The sequence below is a fragment of the Priestia aryabhattai B8W22 genome (assembly GCF_000956595.1).
Classification (GTDB): domain Bacteria; phylum Bacillota; class Bacilli; order Bacillales; family Bacillaceae_H; genus Priestia; species Priestia aryabhattai.
In genome coordinates this window covers 80,566-104,030 of the sequence record NZ_JYOO01000001.1, presented here as the reverse complement: position 1 = coordinate 104,030, position 23,465 = coordinate 80,566, and the positions used below count along the sequence as shown (strand labels likewise).

Sequence of the window (23,465 nt, the reverse complement as noted above, 5' to 3'; positions counted from 1 at the left end):
AAGTTGAAATGCAGATTGATGTACAACAATAAGGAGGAATAGTGAGATGAAATTTTTTATTGATACAGCAAACCTTGAGGATATTAAGAAAGCATACAAAGTAGGTGTTCTGGCTGGTGTGACAACCAATCCATCTTTAGTAGCAAAAGAAGGCGTAAGATTTGAAGACCGCATCGAAGAAATCCTTCAAATGGTACCGGAAGTTGAATCCGTTTCCGCTGAGGTAACGCCTGACGCACTTTCTGCTGAAGACATGATCGCTCAAGCAGAAGAACTGATTAAAATTAACGACGGAGATAAAAATATTACGATTAAGCTGCCTATGACATTGGCTGGCTTGGAAGCGACGCGCTATCTTGCAAAAAAAGGCGTAAAAACAAATGTAACCCTAATCTTTACAGTAAACCAAGCGCTTTTAGCAGCTCGTGCTGGAGCGACGTATGTTTCTCCATTTTTAGGACGTCTTGATGATATTTCAGAAGACGGGGTACAGCTAGTATCTAAAATTGCTGAGTTATTCCGCGTTCAAAATATCGACTCTCAAATTATTGCCGCATCTGTAAGACATCCGGATCATGTAACGCGCGTAGCACTTGCAGGGGCTCATATTGCCACAATTCCATACGCTGTTATTGAGCAATTAGCAAAACACCCGTTAACTGACCAAGGAATGGAAAAATTTGCAGCAGATTGGGAAAAAGCAGTTAAAGCTTAACAAAAAATCATATCAATAAAAAAAGCTTGGAATAAGCTATGCTTACTCCAAACTTTTTTATTTTAACTTAGCTAGTTTCTTTTTACGCAAACGCTCTAAGCGTCGCTGCACGCTATTTCTCGAACGCCCGAGCAGCTCTCCAATTTCTCGCTGATTGCGCTTTTCCTGATAAAACATACGCCACAATCTGGCATCTTCTTCTGCTGTCCACTTTTTATGCTCGTATTTAGGGCGCTTTACATAGTCTAGCTTTCTTTGTTCATCCACCCACGCTGGTTCTGGAATAAGCGTATTTTTAGGTATTTTAAAAAAGTTAAGGCACGATTTATTTTGTTCAGCCCACTTCCAAAAAGATTGAATGTCAATTCCCATGAATGTTCTTGTCTTGGCGATGATCATTTTATACGGTAGATTCTCTTTATGAATCCACTTGTAAATTGTATGAACATCTATTTCAAGGCAGGCTGCTAGTTCACACGCTGTAATATGTCCTACGTGCGATTTAGCTCCATACACCTCTAAACGACTTAACCTCGATTCTAGTGCTTGCACACTTCGCTGCAATTTAGCTGATATGCGCGAAAGGGATTTTACTCCGTAATACCTTAGCAAATATTCGTCTTCTTGTACTGTCCATCTTCGCATCGCAGTTTTTCGTGTTAGTCCCAAAACTTTTATGCGCGTAGCAATAGAAGAAGGACTTCTGCCTAAGGAGTGTGCCATTTCACGGTTATTCATGAGATCAATGTTCTCCTGTAAAAAAGCATCTTGTTCAAGCGTCCATTTTTTACGTAAAGCTGTATCTGAAGCACGAAGATTTAATCGAGTAAGCCGTTTATTAACCGATTCCTTACTTCTATGTAAATGCTCACCCATCTTTTGAAGCGTCATAGCGCCATAGTGTTGGATAAGAAATCTATCTTCTTCTTTTGTCCATCGCTTTTGATTTTTACTCACTGTTGTCTCACTCCAATTCAAACGGAAAGCTCAAGATGAAAAAGTCGCTAGCAATCTATTTTACCGATGAGCAGTATCCATCCAGGCTGATACTCACTGCGTTCTAGCCTATGTATATTTTATCATATTTCTACAGAAAAACCAAACATGTGTTCTGTTTTTTGTTTTAGTAAGCCTTAAAGTAAGTAGAAGATTAGCTTCTACCTTTAATAGAAGTTAATTGTGGTAAAATTGACTATAATCGCAAGAATTTTCACATAACTGACAGCTCATTATTATTACGTTGAAAGTCATATTTGTCGAAAGGGGAATTTATATGAATTTTAATTTAAAAGAAGCGATTGAAATACTTGAGCATACGCCACAAACGCTTGAAAAATTTTTATCGGGACTATCTGCAGGGTGGCTGCATTGCAATGAAGGAGAAGGAACTTGGAATACCTCGGAAGTAATAGAACATTTAATAGAAGCAGAAAAAAACAATTGGATACCAAGGCTAGAATTCATCCTTCAAGAAGGAAAAGGGGAAGCTTTCCCTCCGTTTGACCGCTATGCTCATTTACACAAGGAATCTACTAGTTCGATTGATGAAAAGCTTCTTGAATTCAACATGATAAGAATGCAGAATTTACAACAACTAAAGCTTCTAATTAAGCATGAAAAGCTTCTTGAAATGAGAGGAGAACACCCGGAGTTTGGCGAGGTAAAAGTCAGAGAGTTGCTCTCGACTTGGATTGCTCACGATTTAACGCATATCGCCCAAATTGTTCGAGTAATGGCAGAACGATACAGAGAAGATGTAGGACCTTGGGAAGAATATTTAGGAATACTAAAGAAATAGCAACGACAAACGGTAGCCAGCCTTTATCATTCAAGCTTGAATTAGGAAATGTACACGATTACAATAAAATGAGAATAATGAAGATTCAGGAAGGATTGCAGAGGGAACTATAAAAACATATCCGATGTTTATAACATATAGGGTCCGTTAAGCAATTTACGAATAAAAAGAGGATTGGACTGATTAAAAATGAAAGTGAATTTTGAGAAATTTGGCGAACTAAACAATCAAGCTGTACATGCTTATACTTTATTAAATGATGAAGGGCTTAAAATCACCTGCCTTGACTATGGATGTGTGATATCAAATATTGAAATGCCGGATTCGGAAGGGAAGATTGAAAGTGTTGTGTTGGGATTTGATTCAATAGAAGAATACCAAAAGTATTCTCCTTATTTCGGAGCTGTGGTCGGACGCGTAGCGGGGCGTATAGGTGGAGCAGCGTTTGAACTTAATAATGAAACCTATCGTCTAGAGAAAAATGAAGGAAACAACCATTTGCATGGCGGAGCAGAAGGATTTAGTCACAAAATATGGAATGCCAAAACAATTGATGCAAGTGATCATGTAGGCGTTGAATTTACATATGTAAGTAAAGACGGAGAAGAAGGCTATCCCGGCAACCTTGAAGTGAAAGTGACGTATACATTAACGAATAAAAATGAGTTCCATATTTCTTACGAAGGAACAACAGATCAAGATACTCTTATCAATTTAACAAATCATACGTATTTCAATTTAAGCGGAAATCTAAAAGAAACGGTGTTGGATCATGTTTTGAAGCTGAAAAGTAACCAATTCTTAGAGTTGAATGATGATCTTTTACCTACTGGAGAAGTGTTAAACGTCACAGATACCCCATTTGATTTTAGAGAAGGGCATAGTCTCAAGGAAGGAGTGCAATCCACACATCCGCAAAATATATTAGTGGGTAAAGGATACGATCATCCATTTCTTTTAGAAGCTGAAAATCAGATGTCATTATTTGATCCTGCGAGCGGCCGCAAAATAGAAGTCAAAACGGATCAGCCTTCAGTTGTTCTCTATACGGGGAATCATCTAGACGAAGAGTTCGAAATTAGAGGGGTTCACTCAGAGAAATACCTTGGCGTTTGCTTAGAAACACAAGGTTTGCCAGACGCTATTCATCATAAGCATTTTCCTTCTTGTGTATTAAAGCCCGGTGAGAAGTATGAAGCATATACTCACTATACATTTATAACTGATCGCCGCCTGTAACAAAGCGGGATGATAAAAAGGATTACAAACGAGCCTCTGCCGATTGTAATCCTTTTTATTGTTATTTTTTCTTTTGGCTTTTTGCACGATTAGCGTCAAGCTCAGCCGCATATTCCTCTTGAGACTTTCCTTGCTTTTGACTCTCAGACTGAATCTTTTTAAATTTGTTATCGTTTAAATTTGGCATATTAGCACCTCCTTGCAGACAGGGTTATTTTGTACAAGCATTAAGGATTTATATGCTAAAAAGTTTTAATGAACTTGATTAGAAATTTCGCTTAATGCCGCACCGGCTTCATCAACATATACGTTCACTGTCGCAAGGTCGCCGATTGCACAGATTCCAACCATATTATTATTCTCCACTACAATAATGCGGCGAATTTGATGGTCAGCCATCATACGTGCACACTCATGAATATCCGTATCCGGAGAACACGTAATTACATCTTTAGTCATACAATCATGGCAATGCACAGTGTTGCAATCTTTTCCATCCGCCACACAGTTTAACACGATATCACGGTCTGTGATCATTCCCATTACTCGATTTTCTTGACACACCGGCACAGAGCCACAATTAATATCACGCATTAATTTTGCAGCTGCTGTTATTGGATCGTGCGGTGCACAAGCTTTCACATCTTTAGTCATAACTTCACGTACTGTAGTCATTTTTAATTCCTCCTTTTAAACATTCACCTCCGTATTTTCTCCATGCACATGCAGAATATGAGAATCAATAATTTCCTGAAAGCAAAAAATCTTGTAATAAAAGGTGAATAAAAGAACTAACACAGTGTAATAAACACATAAAAAAGAGCCTATTACACAAACTAAAAAGAATATGATTTAGCTTACATTTTTGTAACGGCAGGAGTTGGGTACATAATGAAAGGAAAGTTAACGCTTTTGGCATTACTTTTATTGCCTTGGCTGTCTATAGTAAAAGTTGATAAATTTGTCTTTAAAAGATACCTACCTGTTTTAACATTTAGTTCATTAGTTATTGCTTTTATCAGTGAGTTATCTAAAAGCTTTACGTGGTGGAAAGTGAGGAAACCTCTTTTCCCTAAATTTTCAAGCGATATATCTTTTATCTTTGGACCGTTTTTTATAGCTAATTTTTGGGTCTTTAAGCTGACTTATGGGAATTTCAAAAAATATTTGTTAATTAACGTCCTATTTGACTATCTATTTGCGTATCCTTTGACCAGTCTGGCAGAAAAACTGAAGGTATATAAAATGGTAAACATGACGCGCTTTCAACTTTTTCTCATCTCAATTGCCACTGCTCTTATTAATTATTTGTATCAGCATTTTATAGAAGGTGTATTAAGGCAAAGAAGGCAATAGCTGATAGTTCGTTAACGAGCTCATCGGCATTTAAGTTTCGTTTACTGCCAATTGTAAATGGTATTGAGTATTTTCAAGTGTAGTACATAAATACTTAGCAGAGATACTAAAAGTGCAATAAATAGCGGAATAACAAAAAGAGAAGCGTGACGGAGAAGGTAAATCTCTTTCACGTTTCTCTGCTTTATTACGTACATAACCTTTATTTATACACCGTCATGGGCAAGTATGTTAAAGATTGACCCGTAGCTGAAGCTGTTAAATGCGGTTCTAATTCAAAATCTTCAAATGGTTCGATATGAGAAAAGACCTCTAAAAATGCTTCTAAGATAATTGTCATTTCAAGTCGGGCAAGAGGGGCGCCCAAACAAAAATGAGGTCCGTTTCCGAATGTTAAGTGCTTTTTATTAGTTGGACGATGAATGTCTACAGAAAAAGGGTTTTCAAACATATTTTCATCCATATTACATGCACTCATCCACGCAATCACGACATCTCCTTTTTTTAGCTTAACGCCTAATAGCTCGTTATCTTGTTTAACCGTGCGATCTCGTCTGGAGATATGAAACCGATATCGAAGCATTTCTTCTACTGCTTTTGGAGCTAATTCTCTATTGCTTCTCAGCTCGCTGTATAACGACTTGTCGTCATATAAGAAAGAATAAAACATATTTGCAATGGCGTGACTTGTGGTTTCAACTCCTGCACCTAAAAGCAGCATGGTAGCATGCACAATTTCTTCATCTGTGAATGTTTCACCATCAACTTCCGCTTGAATTAAGTCTGAAATAATATCATCAGAAAGGTTGGAGCGCTTTTCAACGACAATCGGGTAGAGGTATTGAAAATATTCAGCTCCTGCACGTTGCTTTTCTTGTTCAATCTTTTTTAATCTTTCTTGGTCATAAGGCTGAAAAAGAATATCTACCCACTTTTTGAACTGATATCGGTCTTTTACCGGTACGCCGAATAAATCTGCTATAACTAAACTAGGAAAAGGAGAAGATAAATCTTCAACAATATTAATAGTTGAATTCTTTTGTATCGCTTCTACAAGGTCTGCTGCAATTTGTTTGATTCGCGGTTCCCAGTTCTTTAAACTGCGAGGAGTAAAGGCGGCAGCAAGCAAAGATCGCGCTTTCCGGTGGTCAGGAGGATCTAAGTTTGTAAGATTGGTGATTGGAGACGTGCTTTTTTTCTTGCTATTATCTCCAACAAAAATAGTGGTTCTTTGTCCATCGCTTGAAAAAAATTCGTAGTTGCTCAAGACTTGTTTAACATGTTCGTATTGGAATACATTCCATGTGTTTGTTTCTTCATGAAAATAAACGGGGGAGTTGTTCAACATTTCTTTATACCATTGGATAGGGAAAAACTCTTCTGCACGTGATTGAAATTTTGGAATTTCTGTAACGGGAATGACTTCTTTGTTCATATGATCTTATTCCTCCTTCAGAATAGGTATAGATTTGGAATTTACTAGCTACATAGCGCTCAGTAGTTGTCACTTGCTAGATAAATAGTTACTTTGTCGAATTAACCTATACTATTAGTACATTTTTATACATATAGTATAAAAATGTACTAATAGTATATAATTATTTTTACTTGGTTATCAAGGAAAAAGGATAAAATTCACGTAGGAAAAGGCAGATAAGTTATACTAAATAAAAAGTAAATTGTAAACAGAGGAGTAACAGCAATGAATCAAAAACAGCTCGATATTTTAGGGCATACACACCAGCTTTTTATGGAAAAAGGATACGTAGACACTTCGGTACAAGATATATTAGAAAGAAGCGGGATTTCAAAAGGAACATTTTATAAATATTTCTCATCTAAAAGCGAACTGCTTATCTCATTACTTTCGTCTCTGCAAGAATCACTTATTCTACAAAGAGAAAAAGTAGCCATTGAATATAGAGAGGATAATCAGAAGGGATTTCAAGAACAGATGATCTTTATGATGAACTTTGCAGAGCAAAACAAAATTCCTGAAATGATTGAGAGTACACTCATTTTAAATGAAGTTAAAACATTTCATTATATAGAAGAATTAAAAGCGGCAACATTCAACTGGATATATGAACGTTTTCAGCAGATTTTTCCGTCTAAGACTTCTCCTTATTTATTTGATGGAGCTGTGCTGCTAGAAGGAATGCTTAACAATATGTTTAAAATGAACAAAGCGCTGAACTATCCATTACCTATTGAACAAATTGTCCGTTATTGTATGAAGCGTACAGAGGAAATCGTAATCGAAGTAGCAGAACAAAAAGAACAGTTATTTAACCCTTCCGTTTACTCTGCGGTATTTAATGAGAAAACAGAAAGTCATTTTTCGACAGATCTGACGCGTGTAACTGCGAAGTTAAAACGGGTGATTGAAAATAAACTAACAAATGAAGAGGAACGAAAGAGAAGTCTAGAATTTGTTACGTTTATATCGGATGAATTACTGCAAAATGATACGGAGCCTCGCACATTTATTATTCAGAACTCTCTTTTATCGCTAGAGAAAATCAATACTCTCGCACAGACCAAAGAGTTAGAGGAATATAAGGAAGTCATAACTACTCTGACAAGACATGATTCATAATTTGAAAAGCAGGTAAACTAACCCAAAAGGCAAGACTCTCCGTAGTTTAGAAAAGAGCAGGTTGCTAATAACATATAAACAGCCAGTTGCCGTTATGATAGGTGACTGGCTGCATGGGATGAAAAGGTGAGGGTGGAGACAGACCTAACACTCTTAATAGAAGAGGGTAATTCTTTCCCTTTTATAGCAAATCAATTCATCGAAAGTAGCTTCTTCATTCTTAAGATCAAACGTGATATAGTTTGCTAACCTTTACGTTCACTTAACTAACTTATAGGGGTAACACTTAAAAAAGAATCAATAACGATAGAAACAGCTCCTAAAGCAGGTGCATTTTTTCCTAACGAAGAAGGCAATAGTTCACATTTATTGTCTAAATGAGAATGGACTCTAGAAGAAACTTCGTTTTTAATCGTATTTAAAACAATAGGATGAGATTCAATTATATGATTTCTCAAGATAACAGCTTCTATATCAAATGTATTAAGAATATTGGTTAATCCAATTCCGATATAAAAGCCAAAGTTTTGAAGTGCATTTAATATTTCTACATCATTTTTATTTGCGCGTTCCACAATCTCTTTTCGAGAAATATTCTTTTCTTCTTTAGAGAGCGAAGCCAGTAACGCTTTTTCAGAAGCATATAATTCCCAACAGCCTCGATTTCCACAGCTGCATTTGGGTCCATTAAAATCTATCGTCATATGACCCATTTCCCCAGAAAAACCCTGAACACCTTTATACAATTCGTTGTTAATAACAAGTCCAGTTCCAATTCCGATATTAATACTGATGTAAACGATGTTTTCATAGTTTTTTGTCATACCAAATACTTTTTCACCGTATGCTCCTGCATTAGCTTCATTTTCAACAAAAACCGGAACATTAAACTCACTCTCAATTAAAAACTGCAAATCTTTGATATTCCAATTTAAGTTAGGCATGAAAATAATTTGCTGATGACGATCTACAAGACCTGGAACACAAATTCCTATTCCGACTAGACCATAAGGGGACTGAGGCATATGGGTTACAAAACCATGAATAAGTGCAAATAAAATCTCTTTTACTTCACTAGCGGAAGAACTAGACAAGTCAGAAGTCTTCTCGAGAATAATATTTCCTTCTAAGTCGGTTAGAATTCCGTTAAGATAGTCGACTCCTATATCAATACCAATCGAGTAGCCTGCATTCTTATTAAAAACAAGCATTACAGGTCTTCTGCCACCTCTAGATTGCCCTGCCCCAATTTCAAAAATAAAATCTTTTTCAAGCAGTGTATTTACTTGAGAGGAGACAGTAGACTTGTTTAATCCTGTAATCTCAGAGAGAGTTGCCCTGGAGACAGGGGAGTTCTTTAAAATTTCATCTAATATTAATTTTTGATTCATTTTTTTTACTAAAGCTTGATCTGCAATTTGAATAATAACCACTCCTTTGTTTATCTATCGAACTAAGTTGGTGTTTTTTGAAGCTTGAATTAGATATTTAAAAGTATCATATCTAATATTATAACTAAATTTTCTAAAAAAAACATTGAAAAAAACATTTATTTTGTATATGATGAGATAAAGTTAGTTTATTGGATAAACAAACTAACTCAATTAAGATAGTTGATGGATAAACTTGTTCACTTAAATCAAAGGGGGAAATGACAAATGGTCCAAACTAGTACTAATAAAATTAATTATTTTGAAAGCGTAAACAAAGTTTTATACGAAGGTAAAGATTCTAAAAATCCTTTAGCTTTTAAATACTATAACCCTGAAGAAGTAGTAGGCGGTAAAACGATGAAAGATCAGCTGCGTTTTTCTGTTGCTTACTGGCACACGTTTACAGCAGATGGTACGGATCCTTTTGGCGCAGCTACTATGCAAAGATCTTGGGATAGATATGATGGAATGGATTTAGCAAAAGCGAGAGTTGAGGCAGCTTTTCAACTTTTTGAAACATTAAATGTTCCATTCTTCGCATTTCATGATCGAGACATTGCTCCGGAGGGCAGTACGTTGCAAGAAACAAATAAAAATCTTGATGTTATCGTCACTATGATCAAAGAATACATGCAAACAAGTAACGTAAAGTTATTATGGAACACAGCGAATATGTTTACAAATCCCCGGTTCGTTCATGGTGCAGCTACTTCTTGTAATGCAGATGTATTTGCTTATGCGGCGGCTCAAGTAAAAAAGGGGCTTGAAACAGCAAAAGAACTAGGTGCAGAAAATTATGTATTCTGGGGCGGTCGTGAGGGATATGAAACACTGCTTAACACAAATTTGCAGTTAGAGTTAGATAACTTAGCCAGATTTATGCATATGGCTGTAGATTACGCAACCGAAATTGGATATACGGGGCAGTTTTTAATTGAGCCTAAACCTAAAGAGCCTACGACACATCAGTATGATACCGATGCAGCAACAACTATTTCATTTTTAAGACAATACGGATTAGATAAATACTTCAAACTTAATCTAGAAGCTAACCACGCAACGTTAGCTGGGCATACATTTGAACACGAATTACGAGTAGCCAGAGTACAAGGCTTATTAGGATCAGTGGATGCAAACCAAGGTGACCCTCTTTTAGGCTGGGATACAGACGAATTCCCAACGGATTTATATTCTACAACGCTAGCAATGTATGAAATCCTGCAAAATGGAGGGCTGGGCAGCGGAGGATTAAACTTTGATGCTAAAGTGCGCAGAGGTTCTTTTGAACAAGACGATTTACTCTATGCTCATGTAGCAGGAATGGATGCGTTTGCTCGAGGGTTAAAAGTAGCACATAAATTAGTAGAAGATCGTGTTTTCGAAAATGTTATTAACGAGCGCTACAGCAGCTTTAAAGAGGGAATTGGGCTTGAGATTGTGGAAGGAAAAGCTAACTTCCATACACTGGAGCAGTACGCGTTTAAAAATCCGAATATTGTGAATAAATCAGGAAGACAAGAACGGTTAAAGGCCATTTTAAATCAATATATTTTAGAAGTTTAAAAGACAAACGAGAGTAGAAACAATTCTACTCTCGTTTATAAACGCGGAGGTATCAAGATGAAATATGTAATTGGAATTGATCTAGGAACAAGCGCCGTAAAAACGATTTTAGTTGATACAAAAGGCAAGATTTGCGCTGTGGTTTCTAAGAATTATCCTCTCCTTCATGAAAAAACAGGGTATAGTGAACAGAATCCAGAAGAATGGGTTCAGCAGACGGCTAGTGCTTTAAGTGAATTAATTGCTAACGCTAATATAAAACCCGAAGATATAGAAGGAATTAGTTATTCTGGACAAATGCATGGCCTTGTGATGCTGGATGAAAACTACAACCTATTACGTAACGCCATTTTGTGGAATGATACAAGAACAACAGAACAATGTCATCATCTCTATAAAGTCATTGGAGAAAAACGTCTTTTAAAGATAACAAAAAACCAGGCTTTAGAAGGATTTACTCTTCCTAAATTATTGTGGGTAAAAGAGTATGAACCGGCTATATTTGAAAAAACAGCTGTATTTATGCTGCCTAAAGATTATTTACGCTTTAAAATGACCGGCTTTATTCATAGTGAATATTCAGATGCTGCCGGTACATTATTATTAAACATCAGCAAGAAAAAATGGGATGATGAGCTTTGCCAATTAGCAGGAATCAATATTAATCTTTGTCCGCCACTAGTTGAATCTAGTGAATGCATAGGCAATATTAGTGAAGCGTTCTCTCAAAAAACGGGATTAGCCACTTCAACGAAAGTATTTGCAGGTGGAGCAGATAATGCCTGCGGAGCAATTGGCGCCGGCATTTTATCATCAGAGGAAACACTATGTAGCATTGGGACATCGGGTGTTGTTCTTTCTTATGAGGAACGAAGCGATAGAGACTTTGATGGAAAAGTCCATTATTTTAATCATGGAAAAGAAAATGCCTTTTATACGATGGGTGTTACGCTATCTGCGGGGCACAGTTTAAGCTGGTTTAAGGACAATTTCGCAAAAAACGTCACGTTTGAAGAATTATTGGCTGACCTAAAAAATGTCCCAATCGGCTCAAACGGCCTTTTATTTACCCCTTACTTAGTCGGGGAACGTACACCGCATGCAGATGCTACGATTCGCGGAAGTTTTATAGGAATGGATGCCTCTCATAAAAAGAGAGACTTTACGCGAGCGGTTATTGAAGGTATTACGTTTTCTTTAAATGAGTCAATTGAAATCTTTCGAGAAAACGGAAAGGAAATTACGTCTATTGTATCCATTGGGGGCGGAGCAAAAAATGATCATTGGCTTCAAATTCAAGCAGACGTTTTTAATGCGAAAATCGTAAAGTTGTCTACTGAACAAGGCCCAGCGTTAGGAGCAGCCATGCTAGCAGCTTATGGCTGTGGCTGGTATAACTCATTGGAAGAGTGTGCAAACGTATTTATTACGTCTTCGAAAACATATTATCCTAATGCAGAACATGTACAAGTCTATAAACAGCTTTATGAATTATATAAAGAAGTATATCCTCAAACACACGACTTAAGTAAAAAGCTAGGCGAATTTAAAAGGAAGTAATAGGTTGAAAAATATGCAACCTTGCTTTAAAAAGGAGCTTCATATAAAAGTAACTTGTATCAATTGATTATGGTTGTATATCGATATACCTGACACAAAAGGAAGTATAGAAAATGCTGTAGTAAGATTTGATTCAATAGAAAAATACGTACATTAGAGGGGAGGATAAGAGCAGTTAGTCGAATGGACGAAGAAAATTTCTTTTGTGCTCCAAGAATTTGAAAACGCATTCAAATAAGTGCGAACTCAGTTAGAAATAGAACTTCTACTGTTACTCTTAACTAACTGCTTTTAACAACGCATGAAACAAAATCGAAACTCATTATATATTTTTTCTATTACCTTAGTTGCCGCTATCGGGGGGTTACTGTTTGGATATGATACAGCTGTAATATCTGGAGCTGAAGAATCATTAAAGGTGTATCTTATTGACAGCTTAGGGTTAGGATCTTTAGCACACGGTGTTACTGTATCAAGTGCTTTAATAGGATGTATTATTGGAGGATTGGTATCTGGTTATTTTGCGACGAAACTAGGACGCAAACAATCACTTATACTAGCAGCTATTCTTTTTATAGTCTCAGCGTTAGGAGCTTCTTATCCTGAGTTTTTATTTTTCACAAAAGGGGAACCGACACTCTCTTTGTTACTAGCTTTTAACTTCTACCGCATTATAGGTGGGATTGGTGTTGGCTTAGCATCAGCCATTTGTCCCATCTATATAGGAGAAATTGCACCGGCAGATATTCGCGGCAGATTGGTATCGTTCAATCAATTTATGATTATTTTTGGAATGTTAGTCGTTTACTTCGTGAATTGGGGTATTGCAAATGGGGAAACCTTAGAATGGATTAATGATGTAGGTTGGAGATACATGTTTGCTTCAGGAGCTATTCCAGCTTTACTCTTTGCAGCACTCTTGTTTTTAGTTCCTGAAACGCCTCGTTACTTAGCTATACAGAATCAAGATCAAAAAGCTTTAGCCATACTAACTAAAATTAATGGATCTTCAGAAGCGAAAGCAATTTTAGAAGATATTAAACAAACAATTTCTACCAATGTTTCGTCTGAAAAATTATTGGCATATGGAAAATTAGTTATCGTTGTAGGTATACTGCTTTCTGTATTTCAACAGTTTGTAGGAATCAATGTAGCTCTATATTATGCTCCGCGTATTTTTGAAAGCATGGGAGCGGCTAAAGGTTCTTCTATGCTGCAAACCATTATTATGGGATTAGTAAACGTTATTTTTACAGTAATTGCAATTTTGACAGTTGATCGTTTGGGAAGAAAACCTTTATTAATAACAGGGTCTATCGGAATGGCCATTGGAATGTTCGGTGTAGCAAGCATGGCTTTTTCAAACATCATTGGTATAGGGACGCTTGTATTTATCATTATTTATACAGCTTCCTTTATGATGTCATGGGGACCAATTTGTTGGGTGCTCATTTCAGAGATTTTTCCTAATAAAATTAGAGGTCGTGCTGTAGCTATTGCCGTAGCTGCTCAGTGGGCGGCTAACTATTTTATTTCCTCTACATATCCCGTGATGATGGAATATAGCGGAGGATTAACATATGGTTTTTACGGTTTAATGAGTGTACTTTCTGCTTTATTCGTCTGGAAATTTGTTCCTGAAACGAAAGGTAGAACTCTCGAACAAATGGAAAATATGTGGAGAAAAAAACAAGGGGCTTCAAAGAGTAAGAAGGCCATATAACTATTGAGCTTTTACTTAGAGAAAAGATGAATATAAAACTTTCAAAAACACCTAAACTATCTTTAGGTGTTTTTAATATGTAATCTTTATGAAGAAAGTGGATAGCTTTTTTAAAAGATATTGCTATAGTGATAAGTCTCTTTGAAAATAGAAATATAGTTTTCTTTATGAGGAGTGTTTCATCGTAAATATAAATAACGGTGCAATGAATTTACACATTAGTAATAGTAATGGAGAAAGCGAGGTTATATTCACTTATGTAAATCAGATTATTCAAATTAATTGAGCGGACTCTGTTTCAAAAAAGAGAAAATTAGTTGATAATTATAAATAAAGCAAGAATCTACTCTCAAGTTATTATAGAAAGGAGCTTACAATACTGTGAGGAATACATTCCCAGAGCACATAGAGGTCGACTTCTCTTCTAAAAAGTTTAACTGGTGGCATGCAGTTATAAATTCGATAAATGATGGTATTCTAGTTATCGACAGAGAAGGGATTGTTAGATTTATTAACCCAGAGTATACAAAGATTACAGGAGTAAAAAGTGATATTATCGGAAAGCCACTAATAGAATATCGCCCAGGAGCTCAGTTAACAAATACTCTAAAAGATCAACAATGCAGAGTAGGCGTATATCGAAAAGAAAAAAATCGGGAATATATGGTGGATATGGCTCCAATTATAATAGAAGGTAAAATTGCAGGAGCCGTATCGGTTTGTAAAAGTCTTAATGAAGTTGACAAGTTATCAAAGGAATTGAGAAGACAAACCGAAAAGTTAAAGAATTTAGAAAACCGAATGGATTCTATCTACGAAGCAAAATATACATTTGAACAAATAATTGGTGGGGAAGGAGGGTTGAGGCACGTTGTTTATATAGCTGAAAAAGTAGCAGAATCTCAATTTCCTATTCTTGTAACTGGGGAAAGCGGCACAGGAAAAGAATTATTTTCACAGGCTATACATAATAAAAGTGAGCGCAAGCATGGTCCTTTTATACCTGTAAATTGTGCAGCTATTCCTTCGTCTCTGTTAGAAAGTGAACTTTTTGGATATGGAGACGGTGCTTTTACAAATGCTAAAAAAGGCGGGAAGGCTGGACTATTCGAGATAGCAAACAACGGAACTATATTTTTAGATGAAATTGGAGATATGTCCTATGATCTTCAGGCTAAGTTGTTAAGAGTTCTGCAAGAGAAAAAGATCAGAAGGGTAGGAGAAGCTACTGAACGTGCAGTTGACGTAAGGATCATTGCTGCTACGCATCGCAATCTACACCAGCTTGTGAATAAGAAACAATTTCGAGAAGATTTATTTTATAGACTTAATGTCATTCAATTAGAGATACCTCCTTTAAGAGAAAGGAGAGAAGATATACGTAAACTTGTCTATTCCTTTATTGAGCACTCGATTACAAATACTTCCTACACAATTGACGGCTATACACTAGACTTTCTTCAAGCCTATCATTGGCCTGGCAACGTAAGAGAATTAAAAAATGTAATTGATTACGCCACATGTATGACGGAAGGTACAGATATTTTATTTCATCACCTTCCAGAATTTATGATTAAAAATGAAAAAAGATTTTCAGGCGTTGCAGGTAAAACGGAAAAAAGCAGTCAAACACTGCAACAAGCTACACAAGATAAAGAGTGTGAATTTATTCAGGAAATATTAAGAAAATATCCAAATAATATTGAAGGAAAAAGGAAAGCAGCAGAGGTTTTAGATATTTCTTTAGCTACTTTATACAATAAAATGAAAAAATATCATATTCATTTCTAAGACTTTAGAAAGATGTCTAGATTTTTAGAAATACAGAAGAATATGTATTAAGAAGCCTATTTTTTTGCTGGGCAGTGATTATTTCTAAAATAGTAGAATTTAGATTACAAAAACAAAAAAAGAAAGCAGTTTAATTGTTAACGCTTTCTTTTTTGTTTTGTCGTAAATTTTTTTCAACACATGTTGAAGGGGTTTAATAAAGGTTTGTTTCCATTTTTATATATTCTTGGCATGAATCCTGCAAGAACAAAAAGTACCGAAGGTTTTTACATCTAAGATTTTTGAATCTGTAAATTTAGGGCAGGGGGGATTACATGTTAGCACTTTTAGGGTTTTTAATTATTGGCGTATTTTTATTTTTAATTATGACCAATCGTTTATCTGTATTGATTGCCTTAGTTCTCGTGCCAACTGTTTTTGCGTTGATAGGCGGATTTGGGCTAGAAATGGGAGACATGATGTTAGAAGGCATTATAAAAGTAGCGCCTACAGGTATTATGATTGTTTTTGCAGTTTTGTACTTCGGTTTAATGATTGATACAGGCCTATTTAATCCTATGATTTCTAAAATGCTTCGTCTAGTTAAAGGAGATCCGTTAAAAGTAGTCGTAGGGACAGCTATCGTCACAATGCTTGTGTCATTAGACGGAGACGGTGCATCCACTTTTATGATTACAATTACAGCGCTGCTACCTCTTTATAAGAGATTAAAGATGAACCCTCTTATTTTATCAGGAGTGGTTGCTTTAGGAGCAGGAGTTATGAACCTAGCTCCTTGGGGAGGCCCTACTGCTAGAGCCATGACGACATTTAATGCAGATTCTTCCCAATTATTTAACCCTGTTATTCCCGCAATGATTGCTGGGATTGTATGGGTGTTAGCATCTGCTTTTTGGCTTGGGAAAAAGGAGAGGCAGAGGCTAGGAGTCATTGAACTGGAAGCACATATACAAGGGTTTACAGAACATGCAGCTGCTCTAGAAGCAAAAGGACCACGGCTTTTTTGGTTTAATCTTGCTTTAACAATTTTGCTTCTTATCGCGTTAATTAAAGTATGGCTACCTTTACCGATTTTATTTATTGTGGCTTTTGTAATTGCTCTTTTAGTGAATTATCCCAATCCAGAAGAGCAGCAAAAACGCTTACTAAGCCACGCAAACAACGTGTTAATTGTTTCTACGATGATTTTTGCTGCAGGCATTTTTACGGGTATTCTGACAGGAACAAAGATGATAGATGGAATGGCTTCTGCAATGGTTAGTATTATCCCTGAATCACTAGCTTCTTACTTACCTGTACTAGTAGCGGTTACAAGTATGCCTCTTAGCTTAGTGTTTACACCGGATGCTTACTATTTTGGAGTGTTACCTATTATTAGCCAAACGGCTTCTAACTTTGGTATCGATCCAATTGAAATTGGCAGAGCAGCTATTTTAGGACAGATGACGACTGGGTTTCCATTAAGTCCTTTAACCGCCTCAACTTTTATTCTTGTCGGGTTAGCGGGTGTAAATTTAGGCGATCATCAGCGTTTTATCTTTAAGTGGGCGTTTGGAACGACCATTGTTATGACAATTGTGGCATTAATAACAGGAGCAATTACTATTTGAGGTGATGAAAATGATAAGAATTGGATCAGGAGCGGGTTTTTCAGGAGATCGATTAGAACCGGCTGTTATATTGGCTGAAAAAGGAAATTTAGATTATTTAGTATTAGAATGTTTAGCTGAAAGAACAATCGCACTTGCTCAAAAAAGAAAAAGTCAAAATTCTTTAATGGGTTACGATCCCTTGTTAGAAGAAAGACTAGAGATTCTTTTACCTATTATTAAGAAAAAGAAAGTGCGGATTATCACAAATATGGGAGCAGCCAATCCAATAGGTGCTGCTAAAAAAGTTGTTGAAATAGCTAATCGACTAAACATTGAGATAAAGGTAGTAGCCGTAACGGGAGATGATGTACTAAAGTCGATAGATAGAAATGGATTGACTCTAGAAACAAATGAACCGATATCTCATTTTGATAACGTCATATCCGCAAACGCTTACCTAGGTGTAGAAACAATATTGCCAGCTCTAGAGACAGAGGCTCAAGTTATTATTACTGGTAGAGTAGCAGATCCGTCTTTATTTGTTGCTCCAATGGTGCACCACTTTGGATGGTCTTTAGACGACGTAGATAAAATTGCTCAGGGAACAGTAATTGGACACTTATTGGAGTGTGGGGGGCAGGTAGCTGGTGGTTATTTTGCTGATCCGGGAAAAAAAGAAGTCTCAAAGCTTGCTGAATTAGGTTTTCCATTTGCTGATGTTAAAGAAGATGGGACAGCCATCATTACTAAAGTAGAAGGGACAGGAGGAGTCATTAACTTAGCTACTGTAAAAGAACAGCTTCTTTACGAAGTAACTAACCCCCATCAATATATAACACCGGATGTTATTGCAGATTTTACTTCCGTTCATTTACAGGAAATTAAATTGAACCAAATTCAAGTGTCTGGTGGAACAGGTATACCAAGGCCTGAAACGTTAAAAGTCAGCGTAGGTTACGAAGCAGGTGTTATTGGAGAAGGGGAAATCTCCTACGCCGGATCCAATGCTGTAGAAAGAGCTAAGCTAGCTGGTGAAATTTTATATAAGCGTTTAAAAAATAAAGTAGTCGACTTAAGAATTGATTATATTGGTATTTCTTCCGTTCATAGAGTCTCTTTTCAAGAATCAGCTCCTTATGAAATTAGGCTGAGAGTAGCAGGGAAATGTCTTACTTCAAAGGAAGCTGCTAAAATCGGAGAAGAGGTAGAAGCTCTTTATACAAATGGACCCGCAGGCGGAGGCGGAGCAAGAAAGTATGTTAATGAGGTAGTAGGAATTATTTCTACGTTGATTTCACGTAACAAAATAGAAACACAGCTTACATTAAAGGAGAGCTTAACAAATGAAAAAGAAATTATATGAACTTGCTCACAGTCGAGCTGGAGATAAAGGAAACACGCTTATGCTATCACTAATTCCATATGACGAAAAAGACTATTTCTTGCTACGTGAAAAAGTGACTGCTTTGGAAGTAAAAAAACACTTAAGAAATATTGTAGAAGGAGACATTGTTCGCTACGAAGTTCCTAATATATCAGCATTTCAATTTGTATGTCACCGCGCGTTACTTGGTGGAGTCACTACTTCTTTAGGAATGGATACGCACGGAAAGAGTTTAAGTTATGCCCTTCTAGAAATGGAAGTAGACATTTGAATAATAGTATAAAGGAGGTACTTTATCAGTGAACAATACGTCAATACAAAAAGTTCTAAGTTTTATTACTGTAGGAGTTCTTATTCTAGCTTTCTTTCCTTTAAATATTGTTGCGGCAAAAGAAGAAAATAATTATAGAAACGTAAAAAAACCAACCTCTTCAGTTTTATCAGGTACTTATTATTTGGAGCAGAAGGTTGAATTAAAGACAAACACACCAGGGGCGAAGACTTACTATACACTTGATGGGAGCACTCCAACTACTAAAAGCACTCAGTATACAAATCCAATCATTATTAATAATGATACGGTGCTTAAAGCAATTTCCATAAGAGGAAACGCGAAAAATAAAAATCAAAAGAATCATAGTGATCTAGCTATATTTACTTATTCATTTGAAAGTAGAGAATCTATAGCTACTCAATTTTTATCATTCACTTATAAAACAATGCCCTACCGACTTTATGTGCCTAAAGACTATGATTCTACAAAATCATATCCCTTGGTGCTATTTTTACATGGAGGTGGTGAACGAGGAAATGATAATAAAAAACAGCTTCTTGGCAACGACGGAGCTATCGTTTGGGCTTCACCAGAAAATCAACGAAAGCACCCCGCTTTTGTTTTAGCTCCTCAAGCTCGTAATGTACCAAGCGGAGGCTTTACCGTTACAAGAGACGATAACAATAAAGTCGACTTAGCAAAAGTATTCGAAACATCAGAGGATTTAAAAACGGCTTATGAAATTCTACAAAGTGTAAGAAAAGCCTACAATATAGATAGTAATCGCCTTTATTCTACAGGACTATCTCAGGGAGGGTTTGGCACATTTAACTTAAATATAGAACACCCTAATTTGTTTGCTGCTATGGTTCCAATAGCGGGAGGAGCCAATCCAGCTAAAGCGCACCTTCTTACCCACAAACCAATATGGGCATTTCATGCTGAAGACGATTCTGTTATTCCTGTTACCTATTCAAGGAATATAATAGAGGCTATAAAGAAAGCTGGGGGGCATCCACTATATACGGAATATCCTAAAGAATTAAAGTATGATCATGCTTCATGGGTTCCCACGTATCAAAATCAGAAAATGATTGATTGGATGTTTCAGCAGGTCAAATAAGCAAATCAGTAAATGTTAAAGCTCAATACTTCATCTAATACTTATGAAAAACTCTTTCAGTTAATAAAAACTGGAAGAGTTTTTTGCTTTTATTAGGCTAGTCACAAGGCAATGCTGACCCTCCTCTTACACACCACATTTACCCAAATATGTGACGAATTTATGGTAAAGGCGTTCAAACTACATAAAAATCGCTTCAAGTGTGATAAATATCACACCCTTTAACAACACAACATGATAATTTTTTAGGAGTAAGCAATATGTCATGACAAAATTCAATATGTTAGGAGGTTTTTAGCCTTTTGATCTGTTGAGATGCATCTCTAATATGAACGTTTATATACCATTATTATGTACAGAGATTTAGAGGAAGGGAGCCTGAACTTAGGTGAGAAAGCAAAAATCAATGCATATTAGCAAGTTAATCATTCTCTCCATATTCATTACAATTTTTTTAGCAGGCTGTGATAGTCGTTATTTGATTTTAAATCCTCAGGGGGCGGTGGCTCAAAAAGAATACCATTTAATTATTTTTTCCATATTTTTATGCACAATTGTCGTTATTCCTGTTTTAGGTCTGCTTGTGTATATCGTTTTACGCTACCGTGATAAGCCTGGAAACAAGGCTCCGTATCGACCAGACTGGGACGATAGCAAGCGTCTTGAATTTATTTGGTGGGGCATCCCCATTATTATTATCGGCATTTTAGGTTTCGCTACGGCCAAGACGACTTATGAATTAGTAGATCCGCCGAAAAAAGATGTAAAGCCGCTAACGATTGAAGTAACGTCTCTTGATTGGAAATGGTTATTTCAATATCCGGATCAAGATATTGCGACAGTCAACTATGTCAAAATTCCAAAAGATGTGCCCGTTCAATTCGTGCTAACGTCAGACGCACCTATGAATTCTTTTTGGGTACCTCAGCTGGGAGGACAATTATATACCATGCCGGGAATGGCCATGGGGCTTTGGCTGCAAGCTGATCACAAGGGAGAATATTTTGGTTCAGGAGCGAATTTTACGGGTGAAGGGTTCGCCCATATGAACTTTAAAGTTAAATCTACATCGACAAAAGAATTTAATCAGTGGATAAAACAAGTAAAAGAAACAGCACCAGCTTTAACAAAAGCTGATTATAACAGTCTTGCAAAACAAGGTCTTTCTTTGGAGAAATCGTATTCTACCATTCCTAAAGGTTTGTTCCAAGAAATTGTCATTAAAAATGGCGGTCAATATTATAGTCAGCATCACCATATGAAAAATGAAGATATGAAGACCATGAATGTGGCTTCTGATGAACAAGCACATACACAGCACAAGCACCAGGAAGGAGGAAAATAAGTTGTTAGACAAATTAAAAGATTTTTCATCTCATTTTTTTGTGACAGGGGAGCCGATGATTTACGGAGCAGATGTCGCCATTTTGTTAACACTAGCCGGTATTATTTTTGTTCTTACATATCTTAAAAAGTGGAAGTGGCTATGGCGTGAATGGCTCACAACGGTGGATCATAAGAAAATTGGAATCATGTATATGCTCTCTTCATTGTTAATGCTGTTTCGAGGCGGAGTAGATGCATTATTAATGCGTATGCAGCTAGCATTTCCCCAGTGGCATTTTCTAGATTCTAATCATTACAATGAAATTTTCACTACGCACGGAACCATTATGATTCTATTTATGGCAATGCCGCTTATGTTTGCTTTCTTTAATATCGTTGTGCCGCTTCAAATTGGAGCAAGAGATGTCGCCTATCCTTTTTTAAACGCGGTAAGCTTTTGGCTATTTTTCTTTGGCGCCATGCTTTTCAATTTGTCGTTTGTAATCGGAGGCTCGCCAGATGCAGGGTGGCTAAGTTATCCGCCGCTTTCTGGCATGCAGTTCAGTCCTGGACCAGGTCAAGATTTTTATATTTGGGGCATTCAAATATCAGGTATTGGCAGCTTGGCTTCTGGAATTAATTTCATTATGACCATTTTAAAAATGCGTGCGCCCGGTATGAAACTTATGCATATGCCGCTATTTACGTGGTCTGTTCTAGCAAGCTGTATTATTATCATTTTCGCGTTTCCTGTATTAACCGTAACGCTTGCTTTATTGTTTATTGACCGCTTCTTTGACGGACACTTATTTACCATGACCGGCGGAGGAAATCCAATGATGTACATTAACTTAATTTGGATGTGGGGACATCCTGAAGTGTATATCGTTGTACTTCCTGCATTCGGCATTTTTTCTGAAATCGTTGCAACGTTTTCTCAAAAGAAAATATTTGGCTATAAATCTATGGTTTTTTCAATGATGATTATTAGCGTTTTATCGTATTTTACATGGGTACATCATTTCTTTACGATGGGTGCAGGCGCTAATGTGAATGTGTTTTTTGCTATTACCACGATGGCCATCGGAATTCCAACGGGCGTTAAAGTGTTCAACTGGTTATTTACGATGTTCCGCGGCCGTATTCAAATGACGCAGCCAATGTTATGGACAATTGCTTTTATCCCGTGCTTTGTTGTGGGAGGAGCAACGGGTGTTATGCTTTCAGCAGCTCCTGCAGACTATCAGTATCACAATAGCTACTTTTTAGTTGCACACTTTCACCAAGTGTTAATCGGAGGCGTTGTATTCGGCTTTTTTGCAGGTTTGTACTATTGGTGGCCGAAAATGTTTGGCTTTAAACTAAATGACCGTCTTGGTAAATGGGCATTTTGGACGTGGAATATTGGTTTTTACGTATGCTTCATGCCTCAATATGCATTAGGATTTATGGGGATGACACGCCGTATTTATACGTACGATTTTGACATGGGATGGGGACCGCTGAACGTTATCTCTACAGTGGGAGCCTTCTTTATGGGCATAGGGTTTATTTTTCAAGCATGGCAGATTCTTCATGGCATTAAGTACGGAGAACGAGATGTAACAGGAGATCCTTGGAATGGACGTACATTAGAATGGTCCATCCCTTCACCGCCGCCGCACTACAATTTTGCAGTAATTCCCACAGTAACCGGGCAAGATGCGTGGTGGACGATAAAAGAAGAAAGAAAAAAGAAAAAAGCGAAGGAAACAGCGGCTTTTTCTCCAATTCATATGCCTAAGAATTCAGGCATTCCATTTATCATGTCGGTTTTCTGGTTCATTGCTGGTTTTGGTTTAACGTTCCACTGGGTATGGGTAGCGATATTCGGTTTGACAGGAGTAGGAGCTTGTTTACTAGCTCGTTCTTTTCAATACAACTCGGACTATTATATTCCCGTGGATGAAATTCGACATACAGAAGATTCAGTAGGGAGGGTGGGGTAAC

General features: G+C 36.8%; 20 protein-coding genes. 15 read left to right on the top strand and 5 right to left on the bottom strand.

The genetic code is table 11. The features are described 5' to 3' along the window. Positions 1-46: 46 nt before the first annotated feature. The gene (gene fsa / locus N178_RS00430) at positions 47-715 is read left to right on the top strand and encodes a fructose-6-phosphate aldolase (RefSeq protein ID WP_013082751.1); all 669 of its coding nucleotides are present in this window, start codon (positions 47-49) and stop codon (positions 713-715) included. A 57-nt stretch (positions 716-772) separates the two neighbouring features. Here the strand turns inward: fsa and N178_RS00425 are convergent, their stop codons facing one another. Continuing rightward, positions 773-1,672, bottom strand: a complete 900-nt coding sequence (locus N178_RS00425) for a hypothetical protein (protein WP_045289550.1) — start codon at positions 1,670-1,672, stop codon at positions 773-775. A gap of 316 nt (positions 1,673-1,988) precedes the next feature. Here N178_RS00425 and N178_RS00420 point away from each other — a divergent pair, with 316 nt between their 5' ends. Both N178_RS00420 and N178_RS00415 read left to right on the top strand, forming a co-directional pair. Further along, on the top strand, positions 1,989-2,513 hold the full coding sequence (locus N178_RS00420; RefSeq protein ID WP_045289548.1) for a DinB family protein: 525 nt from the start codon (positions 1,989-1,991) through the stop codon (positions 2,511-2,513). A 189-nt stretch (positions 2,514-2,702) separates the two neighbouring features. Next, positions 2,703-3,752, top strand: a complete 1,050-nt coding sequence (locus N178_RS00415) for an aldose epimerase family protein (RefSeq protein WP_045289545.1) — start codon at positions 2,703-2,705, stop codon at positions 3,750-3,752. A gap of 61 nt (positions 3,753-3,813) precedes the next feature. On the opposite strand, the gene N178_RS27720 is transcribed toward N178_RS00415, so the two are convergent. Beyond that, entirely contained in the window at positions 3,814-3,939 is a 126-nt protein-coding gene (locus N178_RS27720) for a hypothetical protein (RefSeq protein WP_013056562.1), read from the bottom strand. Positions 3,940-4,004: 65 nt separating this feature from the next. Then, on the bottom strand, positions 4,005-4,427 hold the full coding sequence (locus N178_RS00410; protein ID WP_016763757.1) for a CBS domain-containing protein: 423 nt from the start codon (positions 4,425-4,427) through the stop codon (positions 4,005-4,007). Between the two features lie 216 nt (positions 4,428-4,643). On the opposite strand from N178_RS00410, the gene N178_RS00405 reads away from it, so the two are divergent. Continuing rightward, positions 4,644-5,108 (top strand): hypothetical protein, encoded by a 465-nt coding sequence (locus tag N178_RS00405; RefSeq protein WP_045289542.1) that lies wholly within the window; start codon positions 4,644-4,646, stop codon positions 5,106-5,108. Positions 5,109-5,310: 202 nt separating this feature from the next. Here N178_RS00405 and N178_RS00400 read toward each other — a convergent pair whose 3' ends face one another. After that, the gene (locus N178_RS00400) at positions 5,311-6,543 is read right to left on the bottom strand and encodes a cytochrome P450 (protein ID WP_045289540.1); all 1,233 of its coding nucleotides are present in this window, start codon (positions 6,541-6,543) and stop codon (positions 5,311-5,313) included. A 267-nt stretch (positions 6,544-6,810) separates the two neighbouring features. On the opposite strand from N178_RS00400, the gene N178_RS00395 reads away from it, so the two are divergent. Continuing rightward, a complete protein-coding gene (locus tag N178_RS00395) occupies positions 6,811-7,707 on the top strand; it encodes a TetR/AcrR family transcriptional regulator (RefSeq protein ID WP_045289539.1) in 897 nt (298 codons plus the stop codon). Positions 7,708-7,973: 266 nt separating this feature from the next. Here the strand turns inward: N178_RS00395 and xylR are convergent, their stop codons facing one another. After that, a complete protein-coding gene (gene xylR / locus N178_RS00390; RefSeq protein WP_045289894.1) occupies positions 7,974-9,131 on the bottom strand; it encodes a transcriptional repressor XylR in 1,158 nt (385 codons plus the stop codon). A gap of 234 nt (positions 9,132-9,365) precedes the next feature. Here xylR and xylA point away from each other — a divergent pair, with 234 nt between their 5' ends. The 10 genes from xylA (at position 9,366) to qoxB (ending at position 23,464) form a co-directional block, all read left to right on the top strand. Next, a complete protein-coding gene (gene xylA / locus N178_RS00385) occupies positions 9,366-10,703 on the top strand; it encodes a xylose isomerase (RefSeq protein ID WP_045289537.1) in 1,338 nt (445 codons plus the stop codon). A 57-nt stretch (positions 10,704-10,760) separates the two neighbouring features. Beyond that, complete coding sequence (gene xylB, locus N178_RS00380) at positions 10,761-12,263, top strand: xylulokinase (protein ID WP_045289535.1); 1,503 nt, start codon at positions 10,761-10,763, stop codon at positions 12,261-12,263. 301 nt (positions 12,264-12,564) lie between these two features. Then, a complete protein-coding gene (xylE, locus tag N178_RS00375; RefSeq protein WP_013082763.1) occupies positions 12,565-13,986 on the top strand; it encodes a D-xylose transporter XylE in 1,422 nt (473 codons plus the stop codon). Positions 13,987-14,367: 381 nt separating this feature from the next. Next, on the top strand, positions 14,368-15,777 hold the full coding sequence (locus tag N178_RS00370) for a sigma-54 interaction domain-containing protein (protein ID WP_045289532.1): 1,410 nt from the start codon (positions 14,368-14,370) through the stop codon (positions 15,775-15,777). Positions 15,778-16,091: 314 nt separating this feature from the next. Beyond that, positions 16,092-17,387, top strand: coding sequence for a CitMHS family transporter (locus tag N178_RS00365; protein ID WP_045289529.1), 1,296 nt, complete (start codon positions 16,092-16,094; stop codon positions 17,385-17,387). A gap of 10 nt (positions 17,388-17,397) precedes the next feature. After that, complete coding sequence (locus N178_RS00360) at positions 17,398-18,732, top strand: acyclic terpene utilization AtuA family protein (RefSeq protein ID WP_045289527.1); 1,335 nt, start codon at positions 17,398-17,400, stop codon at positions 18,730-18,732. Continuing rightward, entirely contained in the window at positions 18,713-19,024 is a 312-nt protein-coding gene (locus N178_RS00355) for an AtuA-related protein (RefSeq protein WP_045289525.1), read from the top strand. The genes N178_RS00360 and N178_RS00355 overlap by 20 nt, the downstream gene beginning before the upstream one ends. Before the next feature lie 28 nt (positions 19,025-19,052). Next, positions 19,053-20,150 (top strand): chitobiase/beta-hexosaminidase C-terminal domain-containing protein, encoded by a 1,098-nt coding sequence (locus N178_RS00350; protein ID WP_045289523.1) that lies wholly within the window; start codon positions 19,053-19,055, stop codon positions 20,148-20,150. Between the two features lie 406 nt (positions 20,151-20,556). Beyond that, positions 20,557-21,495, top strand: a complete 939-nt coding sequence (locus tag N178_RS00345) for a ubiquinol oxidase subunit II (RefSeq protein WP_045289892.1) — start codon at positions 20,557-20,559, stop codon at positions 21,493-21,495. Between the two features lies 1 nt (position 21,496). Next, complete coding sequence (qoxB, locus tag N178_RS00340) at positions 21,497-23,464, top strand: cytochrome aa3 quinol oxidase subunit I (protein ID WP_014460555.1); 1,968 nt, start codon at positions 21,497-21,499, stop codon at positions 23,462-23,464. Position 23,465 lies beyond the last annotated feature (1 nt).

Excerpts from the sequence above, each read along its gene's own strand:
- xylE (WP_013082763.1), top strand. The coding sequence starts at position 12,565 with ATGAAACAAAATCGAAACTCATTATATATTTTTTCTATTACCTTAGTT.
- N178_RS00415 (WP_045289545.1), top strand. The coding sequence starts at position 2,703 with ATGAAAGTGAATTTTGAGAAATTTGGCGAACTAAACAATCAAGCTGTA.
- N178_RS00360 (WP_045289527.1), top strand. The coding sequence starts at position 17,398 with ATGATAAGAATTGGATCAGGAGCGGGTTTTTCAGGAGATCGATTAGAA.
- N178_RS00365 (WP_045289529.1), top strand. The coding sequence starts at position 16,092 with ATGTTAGCACTTTTAGGGTTTTTAATTATTGGCGTATTTTTATTTTTA.
- N178_RS00345 (WP_045289892.1), top strand. The coding sequence starts at position 20,557 with ATGCATATTAGCAAGTTAATCATTCTCTCCATATTCATTACAATTTTT.
- xylB (WP_045289535.1), top strand. The coding sequence starts at position 10,761 with ATGAAATATGTAATTGGAATTGATCTAGGAACAAGCGCCGTAAAAACG.
- N178_RS00410 (WP_016763757.1), bottom strand. The coding sequence starts at position 4,427 with ATGACTACAGTACGTGAAGTTATGACTAAAGATGTGAAAGCTTGTGCA.
- N178_RS00355 (WP_045289525.1), top strand. The coding sequence starts at position 18,713 with ATGAAAAAGAAATTATATGAACTTGCTCACAGTCGAGCTGGAGATAAA.
- N178_RS00395 (WP_045289539.1), top strand. The coding sequence starts at position 6,811 with ATGAATCAAAAACAGCTCGATATTTTAGGGCATACACACCAGCTTTTT.
- N178_RS00420 (WP_045289548.1), top strand. The coding sequence starts at position 1,989 with ATGAATTTTAATTTAAAAGAAGCGATTGAAATACTTGAGCATACGCCA.
- xylA (WP_045289537.1), top strand. The coding sequence starts at position 9,366 with ATGGTCCAAACTAGTACTAATAAAATTAATTATTTTGAAAGCGTAAAC.
- N178_RS00400 (WP_045289540.1), bottom strand. The coding sequence starts at position 6,543 with ATGAACAAAGAAGTCATTCCCGTTACAGAAATTCCAAAATTTCAATCA.
- N178_RS00405 (WP_045289542.1), top strand. The coding sequence starts at position 4,644 with ATGAAAGGAAAGTTAACGCTTTTGGCATTACTTTTATTGCCTTGGCTG.
- fsa (WP_013082751.1), top strand. The coding sequence starts at position 47 with ATGAAATTTTTTATTGATACAGCAAACCTTGAGGATATTAAGAAAGCA.
- N178_RS27720 (WP_013056562.1), bottom strand. The coding sequence starts at position 3,939 with ATGCCAAATTTAAACGATAACAAATTTAAAAAGATTCAGTCTGAGAGT.